This is a genomic window from Enterococcus sp. AAFC-DPL-5146, from assembly GCF_058216635.1.
The window spans coordinates 773333-786964 of sequence record NZ_CM177103.1 but is presented as its reverse complement, the minus strand read 5'-3'; the positions used below and the strand labels follow the sequence as shown (position 1 = coordinate 786964).

The 13632-nt window shown below is 36.5% G+C and carries 17 protein-coding genes and 1 pseudogene; 6 read left to right on the top strand and 12 right to left on the bottom strand.

All coding sequences use genetic code 11. From position 1 onward, the window contains the following. Positions 1 to 276 precede the first annotated feature (276 nt). Together sdaAB and sdaAA are read left to right on the top strand one after the other, a co-directional pair. Positions 277 to 945: an L-serine ammonia-lyase, iron-sulfur-dependent subunit beta gene (gene sdaAB, locus AC4BB2_RS03595; RefSeq protein ID WP_490474072.1), complete on the top strand. Its 669-nt coding sequence runs from the start codon at positions 277 to 279 to the stop codon at positions 943 to 945. 24 nt (positions 946 to 969) lie between these two features. Beyond that, positions 970 to 1857 (top strand): L-serine ammonia-lyase, iron-sulfur-dependent, subunit alpha, encoded by an 888-nt coding sequence (gene sdaAA, locus AC4BB2_RS03590; protein ID WP_490474071.1) that lies wholly within the window; start codon positions 970 to 972, stop codon positions 1855 to 1857. A 71-nt stretch (positions 1858 to 1928) separates the two neighbouring features. On the opposite strand, the gene AC4BB2_RS03585 is transcribed toward sdaAA, so the two are convergent. The 4 genes from AC4BB2_RS03585 to rpmG form a co-directional block, all read right to left on the bottom strand. After that, positions 1929 to 2789: an alpha/beta fold hydrolase gene (locus tag AC4BB2_RS03585; RefSeq protein WP_490474070.1), complete on the bottom strand. Its 861-nt coding sequence runs from the start codon at positions 2787 to 2789 to the stop codon at positions 1929 to 1931. A 130-nt stretch (positions 2790 to 2919) separates the two neighbouring features. Continuing rightward, positions 2920 to 3462, bottom strand: coding sequence for a transcription termination/antitermination protein NusG (gene nusG, locus AC4BB2_RS03580; protein WP_490474069.1), 543 nt, complete (start codon positions 3460 to 3462; stop codon positions 2920 to 2922). 172 nt (positions 3463 to 3634) lie between these two features. Next, positions 3635 to 3805, bottom strand: a complete 171-nt coding sequence (gene secE, locus AC4BB2_RS03575) for a preprotein translocase subunit SecE (protein ID WP_069633968.1) — start codon at positions 3803 to 3805, stop codon at positions 3635 to 3637. Between the two features lie 17 nt (positions 3806 to 3822). After that, positions 3823 to 3975, bottom strand: a complete 153-nt coding sequence (gene rpmG / locus AC4BB2_RS03570) for a 50S ribosomal protein L33 (protein ID WP_069633969.1) — start codon at positions 3973 to 3975, stop codon at positions 3823 to 3825. Positions 3976 to 4123: 148 nt separating this feature from the next. On the opposite strand from rpmG, the gene cbpA reads away from it, so the two are divergent. Then, positions 4124 to 4768 carry a cyclic di-AMP binding protein CbpA gene (gene cbpA / locus AC4BB2_RS03565; RefSeq protein WP_490474068.1) on the top strand — a complete coding sequence of 215 codons (645 nt, stop codon included), beginning with the start codon at positions 4124 to 4126 and terminating at the stop codon, positions 4766 to 4768. Between the two features lie 148 nt (positions 4769 to 4916). Here cbpA and murB read toward each other — a convergent pair whose 3' ends face one another. From murB to AC4BB2_RS03530, 7 genes and pseudogenes are all read right to left on the bottom strand, one after another. Further along, complete coding sequence (gene murB, locus AC4BB2_RS03560; protein WP_490474067.1) at positions 4917 to 5819, bottom strand: UDP-N-acetylmuramate dehydrogenase; 903 nt, start codon at positions 5817 to 5819, stop codon at positions 4917 to 4919. 71 nt (positions 5820 to 5890) lie between these two features. Beyond that, positions 5891 to 6805 carry a Gfo/Idh/MocA family protein gene (locus tag AC4BB2_RS03555; RefSeq protein WP_490474066.1) on the bottom strand — a complete coding sequence of 305 codons (915 nt, stop codon included), beginning with the start codon at positions 6803 to 6805 and terminating at the stop codon, positions 5891 to 5893. Positions 6806 to 6839: 34 nt separating this feature from the next. Beyond that, a complete protein-coding gene (locus tag AC4BB2_RS03550) occupies positions 6840 to 7145 on the bottom strand; it encodes a hypothetical protein (protein WP_490474065.1) in 306 nt (101 codons plus the stop codon). 142 nt (positions 7146 to 7287) lie between these two features. Beyond that, positions 7288 to 7710 carry a hypothetical protein gene (locus AC4BB2_RS03545; protein ID WP_490474064.1) on the bottom strand — a complete coding sequence of 141 codons (423 nt, stop codon included), beginning with the start codon at positions 7708 to 7710 and terminating at the stop codon, positions 7288 to 7290. Between the two features lie 17 nt (positions 7711 to 7727). Further along, positions 7728 to 9209 (bottom strand): polymorphic toxin type 30 domain-containing protein, encoded by a 1482-nt coding sequence (locus AC4BB2_RS03540; protein ID WP_490474063.1) that lies wholly within the window; start codon positions 9207 to 9209, stop codon positions 7728 to 7730. Then, the gene (locus AC4BB2_RS03535; RefSeq protein ID WP_490474062.1) at positions 9202 to 9552 is read right to left on the bottom strand and encodes a hypothetical protein; all 351 of its coding nucleotides are present in this window, start codon (positions 9550 to 9552) and stop codon (positions 9202 to 9204) included. Before AC4BB2_RS03535 ends, AC4BB2_RS03540 begins: the two co-directional genes overlap by 8 nt. 40 nt (positions 9553 to 9592) lie before the next feature. After that, positions 9593 to 9799: pseudogene (locus tag AC4BB2_RS03530) on the bottom strand (TIGR04197 family type VII secretion effector); the annotation flags it as partial. A gap of 245 nt (positions 9800 to 10044) precedes the next feature. On the opposite strand from AC4BB2_RS03530, the gene AC4BB2_RS03525 reads away from it, so the two are divergent. The 3 genes from AC4BB2_RS03525 to AC4BB2_RS03515 all read left to right on the top strand — a co-directional run bounded on the left by AC4BB2_RS03525 (position 10045) and on the right by AC4BB2_RS03515 (position 11845). Next, positions 10045 to 10338 (top strand): hypothetical protein, encoded by a 294-nt coding sequence (locus AC4BB2_RS03525; protein WP_490474061.1) that lies wholly within the window; start codon positions 10045 to 10047, stop codon positions 10336 to 10338. A 91-nt stretch (positions 10339 to 10429) separates the two neighbouring features. Further along, entirely contained in the window at positions 10430 to 11188 is a 759-nt protein-coding gene (locus tag AC4BB2_RS03520) for an exodeoxyribonuclease III (RefSeq protein WP_490474060.1), read from the top strand. Positions 11189 to 11311: 123 nt separating this feature from the next. Beyond that, positions 11312 to 11845, top strand: a complete 534-nt coding sequence (locus AC4BB2_RS03515; RefSeq protein WP_490474059.1) for a 3'-5' exonuclease — start codon at positions 11312 to 11314, stop codon at positions 11843 to 11845. A gap of 61 nt (positions 11846 to 11906) precedes the next feature. Here the strand turns inward: AC4BB2_RS03515 and AC4BB2_RS03510 are convergent, their stop codons facing one another. After that, entirely contained in the window at positions 11907 to 13595 is a 1689-nt protein-coding gene (locus AC4BB2_RS03510) for an FAD-dependent oxidoreductase (protein ID WP_490474058.1), read from the bottom strand. Between the last annotated feature and the right edge of the window lie 37 nt (positions 13596 to 13632).

Below are 13632 nucleotides of genomic sequence, written 5' to 3'. Positions count from 1 at the left end.
GATGTGGTTAATTGGAGATGAAGATTTCTCCTCCCACGTCTTCCTTTGATAAATCAAAGAAATGATATATGCAAAAATGCACACTCAAATAGTATACTCCGCTTCCGATTAAATTTCAATACTTTTCTACTTTTTTCCTCCCTGTCTATTATTTAAGAAATGAGAAAAAGATAAGTTTTTCTCGCATTTTTATTACTGTTCTAGTTTCTTCTGTTTAATTGTGATAGACTTTCGTTAGAAAAATCCAGATTAATTATGAAGATAGGTGGATATAGTATGGAAAATTTACGCTACAAAAGTGTGTTTGATATTATTGGCCCTGTGATGATTGGGCCTAGTAGTTCGCATACAGCTGGAGCTGCTAGGATTGGTAAAATCGTTCGTAGTATCTTTGGTGAACAACCAGACACGGTTGATATTTACTTATATGAATCCTTTGCCAAAACATATCGTGGTCATGGGACAGACATTGCGTTAGTCGGCGGTTTGCTTAATATGGAACCTGATGATGAGCGATTAGCAGATTCTTTAAAAATTGCGCATGAGAACGACATGGAAGTGCTATTTGTTCCATTAAAAGAAAAAGCTGAACACCCGAATTCAGTCAAGTTACTTGTCTCTAAAGGTGATCGAAAACTCTCAGTAACAGGCATATCAATTGGCGGAGGTAATATTCAAATTTCAGAGTTAAACGGTTTTAAAATTTCTCTGACAATGGGAACCCCAACGTTTATTATCGTTCACCAAGATGTCCCAGGAATGATTGCAAAAGTTACCAATATGCTTTCAGAAACAAACATTAATATTGGAACAATGACTGTTACTCGTGAATCAAAAGGTGAAAAAGCCATTATGATCATTGAGATCGACCATGCGGATATTGGTGATATTACAATGAAATTAAACCACATCCCTCATATTTATAGTGTGAATTATTTTGATTAATTTAAATTAAAGGAGTAAATAATTATGTTTCTATCTATAGAAGAGTTAGTGAAACAAGCAGCAGATTTTCCATCTGTTGCTGAATTGATGATTGCCATAGAGATTGAAAACCATGGTCATAGTCGTGAACGGATCATCGAAACAATGGAACGTAATCTATCTGTTATGAAACAATCCATCGAAGAGGGTGTTGATGGTGTGACCTCTGTAACTGGTATTACTGGCGGAGATGCAACGCGTTTAAATGACTATATTCAAGCTGGAAATTTTTTAAGTGGTGAAACTATTTTAACTGCGGTTAGAAATGCAGTTGCTGTTAATGAGGTCAATGCAAATATGGGCTTGATTTGTGCAACGCCTACTGCTGGAAGTGCTGGAGTTGTTCCTGGTGTCTTGATGGCAGCGATCGAACGGCTGCAACTAACTCATGAACAACAGTTAGACTTTTTGTTTACCGCTGGTGCTTTTGGTCTTGTGATTGCCAATAATTCATCCATCAGTGGTGCAGAAGGCGGTTGTCAGGCAGAAGTTGGTTCAGCTAGCGCAATGGCTAGTGCAGCTTTAGTTTGTGCCGCTGGCGGTAGTGCTGATCAAGCAGCACAAGCTATTGCAATTACTTTAAAAAATATGATGGGTCTGATTTGTGATCCTGTTGCTGGATTAGTTGAAGTACCTTGTGTAAAACGAAATGCCTTAGGATCTTCACAAGCCTTTATTTCTGCTGATATGGCTTTGGCTGGTATTCGTAGTGTGATTCCACCAGATGAAGTTGTTGCTGCTATGTATCAAGTAGGCCGACAAATGCCGCAGATTTTTAAAGAAACAGCTGAGGGTGGTTTGGCTGTTACACCAACAGCTCAACGGTTAGCAAAAGAAATTTTGGATAATCAAACGGAATCTCCAAATAGCTAATAAACAAAGATGGGATAATAATCAGACTAATTCTGATTATTATCCCATCTTTTATTTTAATTAAAACCTATCTATTTCCATAAAAAATTCGCAACAAGTTGATCTACTTCTGTATTTTCATGTAACTGGCTATGCTGCGCTGATTTCCCATAGAATATTTTCTCCTGCACCTCATTACCATGTGTTTTAAATAATGAAACTACGCTTAATGCATCAGCAACAGGAACGGCTTCATCACTTAAGCTGCCATCTTCCACATCACCTGCAATGACCAGTACCTTCATATCTTTGGAAACTTTCCCAATGCCATTAACATAATCTGCATAACGTTCGCTTTGAACAGCTGGCCCATTATTAATCACATCATCAATCGTCTCCCCATTAGATAATTCCACAAAATTATTAAATGGTGCGGCTATTCCGACAAATTTGTTGATCTTAGGTAGACTTTCATCATCACCAAATGTCGTCAAATAACGTAAAGAACTTGCGCCTCCCATGGAATGCCCCACAAGATTGATCTTTTTTACACTATAAGTATCACGAACGTATAGCAAACAATTTTTGATCCACTCTGCTTGATTCCATTCGTTGCTCTTATTATCTTTAAAAAGAACTTGAATACTTGGATTATTTTCTTTTCCAGATAATTTTCCTTTTGCATGAACTTCACCTTCAGAGTTAACAGTTAGAACCAACTCTTTTTCAGTAAGTCCATCACCTTCCATGCGTTTAATCATACGACCAAAAGAATTATTTCCTCCACTATATCCGTGGAGAAAAAGTGTAGGAATTGCGGATTTCTCTACAGCTTCGCTAGACAATGGTGTTTTGGAAACTTGCTTATTCTTATCTGTATTTTTAGCCGTACATCCAGCTAAAAAGAATACGATACCTGTAACTATTAGTAAAGACCACTTCATTTTTTTCATTGCTATCACCTTTTCATTCGTTACTATAATAAAAAAGAGCGAGTCAAAACTATGATTTAGTTTTGCTCCACTCTTTAAACAGCGAAACAAAAGCAGACATTACCTTCTACTTCGATTCCAGCTTCTATTTTTATATTGAATCTACTTGTTCAAAATCTAATTCTGTACTTGTTTCACGACCGAACATATCGATATTAACTTTTAATTTTTGACGCTCTTCATCAACTTCCATAACTTCACCTTCAAGACCAGAAAATGCTCCTTCAATAATACGAACTGTATCACCTATAGCAACATCCAAATCAGATTGGCGTGTGCTCATACCGATTGAACGTAAGATATGGTTGATCTCTTCTTGTAATAACGGAGCTGGCTTACTTCCTGCACCATGTGACCCTACAAATCCAGTAACCCCTGGTGTATTACGGACAACATACCAAGAATCATCTGTCATCGTCATTTCTACTAATACATAACCAGGAAATGTTTTATGCACGATCTCTTTTGATTTTCCATTTTTTACTTCTGTCTCTGTTTCTTCTGGAACAACAACACGAAAAATAAAATCTCCCATGCCCATGCTTTGTGCTCGTGATTCGATATTTGCTTTTACTTTGTTTTCATAGCCTGAGTATGTATGTAATACATACCAATTCTTTTCAAATGATTCCATTTTTGATTTGGCTCCTTTAAGTTTTATAGTTGATAAAAATAATAAATCAAAAGTAACAAGCAGATCCTTGTGACTCATTTTCTTTTTTGTGAAAATAAAAAAACCTCAGTTCCCCGAAGTTTTTTCCTCAAAAATAATTATAGCACCATTCGCTATGAATTACTAGTTTGAATTACTTAAGAATCCAACCAAAAACGGTTTGGATTGCTGTGTCCATCACAAAGAATAAGGCAGCAAAAATTACTGATGTTTCGATAACTACTAATGTATCTTTGCGCAATTGTTTTTTTGATGGCCATGTTACTTGTTTCATTTCGTCTTTAACACTACGTAAAAATTTCATTTGAACCCCTCCATTATCTATTTCGTCTCTTTATGTAACGTGTATTTTTGACAGTATTTACAGAATTTTTTGATTTCTAACCGTTCTCCACGTTTTCCTTCACTGACGGCTTTAGAATAGTTTCGAGAGCCACAAACTGAACAAGCAAGTGCTGATTTCTTTGTTGCCATTGTTCGACCTCCTCTATTCACAAATTTACTCAATAACATTATCATTCTTTTAGTAAGATGTCAATGGATACTCAATAAACTATGGTTTTCTTTCAAATTATGTTATCATTAGCTTGTTAGTTGAATTTAACCTACGGGAGGTCAAAATATGTTATTAAAATCCGTTGTTATCAAAAAGAAAAATCTTACAACTGTAAATGAATCTTGTACATTGGAAGAAGCATTAAAAATCCTCGAAGATTCAGGTTACCGATGTGTGCCGATCTTAGATGAGTCAGAAAAGATTTTTAGAGGAAATATCTATAAAATGCACATCTATCGCCACAAAGCAAATGGCGGAGATATGACTTTACCAGTCACTTATTTATTAAAAAATGCAACGAAATTTATTTTTGTGAATACTTCATTTTTCAAAGTTTTCTTTACAATTAAGGAACTTCCTTATATTGCTGTATTGGATGAAAATAATTATTTCTATGGTATTTTAACACATAGTACGTTATTGAATATCCTTGCTCAATCTTGGAATGTTCAACGTGGTAGTTATGTATTGACAATCGCTACAACAGGGAAACAAGGTGACCTTGCAGCAATAACGAAAATCATTGCAAAACACAGTAGTATCGCTAGCTGTATTACATTGGACATCGGTGAAGATGAATTTATCCGCCGTACTTTGATTACGTTACCAGCAGAAACAACTGAAGAAACGTGTGCAGTAATCGTTGAGAACTTAGAACGTAAGAATCTCAAAGTCGTTGAGATTGAAGATTTACAAGCAAATGTTGAATAAGTAAGTAAAAGAAGCCTTTCAAATGAAAAGCTTCTTTTTTTAGCTGATAGAGTTCTTTTAGCCTTGATATGAATAACTGAGTAGTTTTTGACTCATGTACTTTTTATCTTTTTCTCAAAAAACTAGCTCTTGAAGCTAGATAATATTTTTAACCTTCTTCACCAATAATGTGTACTTCTGTTTCTAATACAACATCGAATTTTTCTTTAATCATTTCTTGGATATGGGCAATCAATTCCACATAATCTGTAGCTGTTGCGTGATCGATATTTACGATAAAACCCGCATGCTTTTCTGAAATTTGAGCACCGCCCCATTTCAATCCTTGTAAGCCTGCATCTTGAATCAATTTACCTGTAAAATGTCCCTCTGGTCGTTTAAAAACACTGCCGCAAGAAGGATATTCTAAGGGTTGTTTGGATTCTCTTAGTTCTGTTAATTCAACCATTTTCTCTTTGATTTTTTCATGATTGCCTTCAACTAAGGTAAAGGTCGCTTCAAGAACGATACAATGCATTTCCTGAATAGCACTATGGCGATAAGAGAATTGCATCTCTTCATTTGACAACGTTTTGACTGTTCCATCCGCTAATAAAACATCTACAGAAGTGAACACATCTGTGATTTCTCCTCCATAAGCTCCAGCATTCATATAAACAGCTCCACCTACACTACCAGGAATACCACATGCAAATTCAAAGCCTGTCAGATTCTTATCTAAGGCAACATAAGTTGTATCAATCAATTTTGCGCCAGCTTCAACGATGATCTGATTTCCTGAAACAGAAACTTGTTTCATATTTTCTAACATGATCACCATTCCGCGAATACCACCATCACGTACGATTAAATTACTAGCATTGCCTAAAACAAGCCAAGGAATCTCATGGTTTCGGCAGTATTCAACTAAAGTAATCACTTCATCTTTAGACTTGGGAAAAGCTAATACATCCACTGGTCCGCCAGTTTTAGTAAAGGTAAAGTTCATCAATGGTTCATCAAAAAGTAGTGTTATATCCGTTAATTCATTTTTCATTTCAATTTTATTCATCGAAAGTCGTTCCTTTCTTTCAAACATCCTATCTATTCTAGCACGCTAAAGAGAAACTTTCTAGTCTGAGTCTATAAAATATGTTGCTGATGTTGGCGAATCATTTGTGCGCATAACTCATGGCTAGTGACTACTTTTTCTTGTTTTAAAAGAGTACCGTCATTTGTTTTAACTGCTTCGATAAATTCTTCCACCATTTGTTGGAATCCTCGTTTTTCTAACGTTGTCGTCCAATCTGTAAAACCTTTTTGTTGGATTCCTTGTGGCGTTTTGAGTGTTAAGTCAGTTAAATTTTCTAATACAAAGGTTCCTTCTGGACTTGTTAGTTGATACGTTTCAGTATTAGCGCCGGCAAAGAGATTCATTGAAACAATTGCAGTTGTTGTTTCAGTTTCTAGATGAAGGAAGGCCCTTTTTAATAGTCCATTTTCCTCGATGATTTTTGTTTGAATTTGTCTAATATCATCATCAAGAAGATATACGGCAATATCGGCTACATGTAAAAATAAATCATAAGTCACAAAATTTGCTGTCTGCTCTGATGCTATTCGATTTTTTTGAATCAAAAGCATATTTTTATTTTCCACTGATTTCAGTTCTTCAACCAAAGGAGCGAAACGACGATTGAAACCAACCATTAATAATAGATTTTTTTCTGTAGCTAAGCTTTGGATTTCTTTGACTTCTGCTAGATTTTCGCTTAATGGTTTATCTACAAACACGTGAATGCCAGCTTCTAATAACTGCTTTACTAATTGACCATGAACATTGGTTGCTGCATGGATAAAACAAGCTGAAATACCACTTTGAATCAATTCTTCTGTAGATGAGACCATTTCGTTGAAGCCGTATTTTCCACTGATTTCTTTGCGTGTTTGTTCATTTCTTGTGGACAGTACAAAGGTTGCTTTGTTTCTTAGTTGGGCATATATAGGTAGGTATGCTTTTTGAGCGATATTTCCTAAGCCGATGATTCCGATTTTCATGTAATTTCCTCGCAGTCTATAGTTGATAGGTCTATCATACTATATTTTTGGGGGAATGGTCTCTATTTGAAGTTTCTACAAAATATTTTCCAATCTCTGTTCCAACCCCACTAGCTATCTTACCATAAACCTGCACATTCCTCACCGCAGCTCCAGTTAATCCAACTGCCCACATCGCATCCCACAGGCCTGATTCCTGCACTTTTTCTGCTAAATCCTGTCCATTTGCGAAACCACCAAATCCTGGCATGTCGACCTTATCACCGCCAAAGTAATTTCGTTCGCTCTTTTGAAACTCATTCGCTCGTTTCGTTATTTCTGTTGGACTTAATTCTAACACATCTAAGCCGTATTCTTTGTTTATTTATGAATCTTAGTACAATAAATACAGCTAGCTTCTGTTAGCTATGGGCAACTTGATTAGCGAGTTACTAGTCAAGGTTCTATTTTCTCGATTCCCGTCGAGTAATAGAGGGCCTTTTTTATTTTTTTATTCTATAATCCAGTTCTGATAATGCTTCTTCAACATCTTCTTCTAACTTAGCGTTATCTTTGTACGATTCAATAATTGTTTTGTATTTCAAATTCCCTGAATTCCCAAGCATACTTAATATATAACTCAAACATTCATCATTAAATTCATTTAAGTGGTTAATGATTGGGTTTAAATTAATTGATTTTTCAACATCTGGAGCCTTCGAACCTTCTAACATTGCATCTAGTATTGATTCTTTAACATCATTATCATCTTGTAATGTAGCTTGAACAGCTAAATTATCAATGATTTCTATAGCCTTATCATCTGGTTCATCACCATAATCTAAAACATCTCTTATATAACCTACTGCTTCTAATTTATCATTCTTATTTTTTTCTGAATCTTTTAAAATACTTAACCAATCCATTTAGATTCCTCCTGCTTCTATTTTTTTGGTGGTTGAATCGGAATATGAGTACTATTTATAAGATCTTCATTATAAAACTCACTATTAGGTCTCGATATCCCGGGCGGTTGAAATTCTCCAGATACAGGATCTAAATATTTCTTCCCTTTTTGTACTCTCGCAACCCAACCATTTGCAGCATTACTTCCTGCTGGTGCTGATGCATCTGGTCCATGAACTCTAACAGTCATTTTTGTTCCATCAGAAGCTTTCCATGTATATTCAAATCCTTCTGTTACTTTTCCTGGCTGAGCTGTTAAAACTCGTTTATTAGCATCTTTAGGAATCCTAGACAAAATATCGTCTACACTAGAACCTTGTAAATTAGTAAAGTCCCCAACATTCCCCGAACCTAAACCACCAGCCCCACTAGCTTTCTTACCATAAACCTGCGCATTCCTCACCGCAGCTCCCGTTAACCCAACTGCCCACATCGCATCCCACAGTCCTGATTCCTGCACTTTTCCTGCTAAATCCTGTCCATGTGAGAAACCACCAAACCCTGGCATGCCGACTTTATCACCGCCAAAGTAATTTCGTCCACTCTTCTGAAAATCATTCGCTCGTTTCGTCATTTCTGTTGGACTTAATTCTAACACATCTAAGCCATATTTTTTGATCAAACTCTTTAAATCTGCGGATAACTCATTCTCGTTCAACCTATAACGATATCCATCTTTTTCGATGATGTACATATCCGTTCTATATTTTTCGTCAAATACACGAATAATTTGACAACCTTCTAATAACTGCTTATCCCGTCTCTCAACACGATCATTCCAATTCTTATTCACATCTTTCATCCAAGAGGCGTCTTTCAGTGAAAAGCCTTTACCATTCCAACTGCCTGCACCAACATTGCCTGAACCGTCCACTCCTAGCGCCTGCATCCCCTTAGACAATAGCTCTTCCGAACCTTTCAGTCCTTCAAAATAACTGGTGGACTTATCACAGAATGCCAGAAATTTGCGTAGCTTTTCTTCTATTTTCGCTTTCTTGGCTTGGTTCCGTGTGATTCCCGCATCCATATGATTGATTGCGGCTTGGAATATCCTGCCCATCATTCGCTCATTATCATCGGATAAATTTCGTTTGGCTTGAGCAAAGCTATCTTTAGAGGATTGAAATCCTTGAATCATTTGATCCGCTTCACGAATCTGGTCTTCTAGTTCTTCTGAGTCTAGGTCTTCACCACCGCACTGTGCGATATAATCATTGACATACTTCTCGTTGGCTTGTACTGTCGCTTCACTATGCATGATTGCGGCTTTGCACAAGGTTGGATACACGCTTGAAATGTAGTTTTTTATGCTGTCCATCCCTTGTCCACTCATGCCAACGACCAACTGGATTCCTTGTGTAGCGCTTGAGACAGCTTCTAATGCCTGACTGTACTCTTGCCCAAAGGCTTTGATTTGCTCGGTTTGGGCTGTTACTTCACCAATCACCATTTTAACCATTGGCATCTTCCTCCTGTCTGTGGGCGTGTAGTTCTGCTTCAAACAAGGTCTCTGATTGATCCTCTAATTGTCGTTTTTCTTTTGTTAGGGTGTCTTGTCCCTCGTTCATTTCATCAAAAAAACGACGTTCTTCTACCCGTGTATCTTCAATAACGTCTTCAAAAAAAGAACCTTCTTCTTGGCGATAAAAATAGGTCATCAGTCGTTCATTCTGTTGGCGTTCTCTTGCGTATAACTGTCCGCAATCTTCCATTTTGCGCTCCAACAAGGTAGCTATTTGGGTGTTTTCTTCTTGTTTTTCTTCGTTCTCTATTCGCTTTTTTCTAATTTCTTTTTCTTTCATTGGTTCCTCCTCTTATAATCCTCGTTCAGCTAAAAAATGATTAAAACGTTGTTTTAAATAGTTGTTGAACTTGTGAATCTGCCCGTTTAAATGCGGATACTGCGCTTTGGATATTTGCAGTATCACGATTTAAGAGTTGCTGAATCGTTGAGGAGGAGGCTTTTAACTGCTCAAATGTACTATTTGCTAAGGCATTTCCCCGCACAGTTGTTCCAGAGGAAAAGGTCACTGTTTTGGAAATGGCTAATTTGTCGTTGGCTTAACCAATTTTGGTCGCTTGATTTTGGATTTCTCCTTCATTAACATCAATCATCGTATACATACCTCTTTTATTTTTCCGCCTTAATGTATAGTATATCTTATTGAAAAACGTAAGTAAATTAGATATCCAACAATAAAAATTATATTTTTTCTCTGTAAAATAAAAAAATATCCCCTAAACATCTGACAATTTTCTATTTTTTGTTCATTCAAAAAAGGAGCTGTTTGGAAATGAAAAATGAAGGTCAACATCTCAAAGCAATTCCCTATCAAGATATTACTGATTTACAAGATTTACTGGATCGCTTGCAGTCTTGGCAAGAACCTTTAGCTATTTTGGATCATTTCTTCCAATTTCGTACAGGTCCAATCAATAAAAAACGTGTCGTAAATGAATATTATGCATGCGCTCACTTGTTTCATGCGTTTTTTGGAGAATTTCTCCGATTGATGGAAGCTGAACAAGCTAAAATTGAAAAGCTGGATCAGGAGGGAAAAGTAATGGCTCATTTAACTAAAAAGTAACTAAACAACTTTCCATACATTCAATACTGCTTATGTTAAACTAAGATAGACGAAAATAAATAAGTAGCTTTTGTAGAGGGGAGTAATGAACATGAAATGTATATCATGGAATGTCAACGGCCTGCGTGCTGTTGTTAAGAAGAACTTTATGGAGGTTTTTAATGAATTAGATGCAGATTTTTTCTGCTTGCAAGAAACAAAATTACAAGAAGGGCAAATTGATTTAGACCTACCTGGTTATTATCAATACTGGAATTACGCTGAGAAAAAAGGCTATTCAGGTACAGCGATTTTTGCAAAAGAGGAAGCGCTAAGTGTGCGTTATGGCATGGGACTTGAAGAGCATGACCAAGAAGGGCGTTTAATCACATTAGAATATCCAAACTTCTTTATGATTACTTGTTATACGCCTAATTCTCAAAATGAGCTGAAACGTTTGGATTACCGTATGACTTGGGAAGATGCTTTTCGTGAATATTTAAATGAGCTAAGTAAAGAAAAACCAGTGATTCTTTGTGGTGATTTAAATGTAGCTCATCAAAATATTGATTTAAAAAACTGGAAAACCAATCAAAAAAATGCTGGTTTTACACCAGAGGAACGTCAAAAATTTACAGACTTATTGGATAGCGGTTTTATTGATACATACCGTCACTTCTATCCAGATCAAGAAGGCGTTTATTCTTGGTGGAGTTATCGTTTCAATGCTCGGAAAAATAATGCTGGATGGAGAATTGACTATTTTGTCGTTTCTGATGGTTTGAAAGAGGCTCTGACTAGTGCTAAGATTCATACAGAAATTACTGGTAGTGACCATTGTCCAGTGGAAGTTGATTTGACTATCGTTTAACGAGAGATTTTTCTCTCGTTTTTTATTTAGTTTCTGTTAATATTTTTGAATTAGACTTACTATAGGTCTTTTATTTTGTTATACTGCATGTATGAATTAATTTTATCGAAAGGGATAATGAACATGAATTTTTATTCCATAGACTTTGAAACAGCCAGTTATGCCAAGCATAGTGCCTGTTCTGTCGCGTTAGTAAAAGTAGAAAATAGTAAAATCGTTGATGAATATTATTCCCTAATCAAACCGGAAACGGATTTTTTCTGGAAAAACATTCAAGTTCACGGGATTAAACCAGAAGATGTAGCGGATGCTCCTAAGTTTCCAGATGTTTGGAAGCAAATTCAAGGTTGCTTTAAACCCAACAGCCTAGTTGTCGCTCACAATGCTCCTTTTGACACGGGTGTTTTAACTGGATGTTTAGATTATTATGGGATTGACCAACCAAATTATCTTTCACTATGTACAGTGAAAACGAGTCGTAAGTTATTTCCAGAGATGGAAAATCACAAGCTGAACACGATTTGTGAGAATCTAGATATCCAATTGAATAATCACCACGATGCGTTGGAAGATAGCCGAGCATGCGCTGAAATTTTGTTGTATCAAGAAAAACATTTTGGTGTAGAACCGTTAAAAAAACTAGTGACGATAAAATAAAGAAAAGCCGAATCAAGAACAGATTGTTCTTTTGATTTGGCTTTTCTTTGTTATAAAGGATCTATTTTTCTAAAATCTCAACAATCTCATCCATATTTTTAGAACCAAAAACAATATCCTTATCATCAATGATCATCGCAGGGACACTCATGATTTTCTTTTCTGTTTTCAATTCTGGGAAAACACCGATATCGATCATTTCTGCTTCAACGTTATGATTGATAGAAGCAATTCTTTGACACGCAGCCACAACATCTGGGCAATAATGGCAGGTCAGTGATACAAATATTTGTACTTTCTTTTTAGGTAATTCTTTGATTTTATTGACTACAGGTTCTTCAATTGGTTGTCCTGCGCTTCCCACGTTGTAAACAGCTAAAACGATTGAATTGACCTCATGTCCGCTTGGAATACCGCTAAATTTGATTCCAGTGTAGTCTCCTTGATCGTTTAAGACAACAACACTTGGCAATTTATCAACCCCATATTTTATTTCTAAGTCAGGTTTCTCACCTTTTTGGATTGACTCTAACAAGATCTTATCGCTTAGTGAAGCAAATTCAGTTAAGAATGAGTTCAGTTCTAGTGATTTTTCTTCACTACTATCCATCACTTGAAGTAATGTAACGTTCTTCGTTAGCTTTCCAAAAATACCACCTAATTGTTCTCTCATTGCATCAGGGAACCAAGTATTATTGCCACTTGTAGCTTTAGCTGCTTTCTTCTCTGTTTTCGGTTGTTCTTTTTTACTTGCAGCATGTTGCTCAGCTAATCGTTTCTCCATGCGTTCATTGACGATTGGCAAGCCTGCTTTTGTTTTTTCTTCTGTGATATATTTTTGTGCATTCGTTGCAGCGATTGCACCATCTGCTACAGCAGTAACGATTTGGCGTAATTCTTTGATTCGTAAATCTCCTGCTGCATAAACACCAGGGACGTTTGTTTCCATATTTTCATTTGTTGGCACATAACCGCGGTCTAATTCGACTTTGCCTTCAAAAATTTCTGTGCTCGGCTTGTTTCCAGCGAAAACAAACATACCAAAAGTACTACCTTCTGGTGCTTCATAAGTTGTTTCTTCCCCTGTTTCGTTGTTGACAAAAACAGCTTTACGAACAAAATCATCCCCTGTTATTTCTTTCACTTCAGTATTATAGACGATTTTGATATCTGGATGTTGTTTGGCTGCTTCCGCTGTTAATTTGGCACAAGTGAAATCAGGTTCACGAATAATCATGGTTACTGATTTACCATAACGAGTTAAATAAACCGCTTCTTCAGCTGCAGCATAGCCACCACCAAGTACAAAGATATCTAGACCTTGGAAGAATTCACCGTCACATGTTGAACAATAAGCAATTCCACGTCCTGTAAATTCAACTTCACCGGGGAAACCAATTTTACGTGCGGAAGCCCCTGTTGCAATGATTACAGCGTAAGCTTGATAAGTTTTTGTAGCTGATTTTACTGTTTTGACTGTTTGGCTTAAATCAACGTCAACAATCTCATCTGTGGTAAACTCAACACCAAAATCTAAAGCTTGTAAACGCATATCTTCCATCAATTCAGGTCCAGTTGTTGCCCTAATTGCTGGGTAGTTCACGATTTCAGAAGTTGTTGTTACTTGTCCGCCGATTTTATCTTTTTCAATAATTAATGTGTCTAACATTGCACGACCTGCATAAATCCCCGCTGATAAAGCTGCTGAACCGCCGCCGATCACGATCAAATCATAAATTTCTTGACTCATATATGTTCTCCTTTTGTACATCTCGTTATTTTGATCT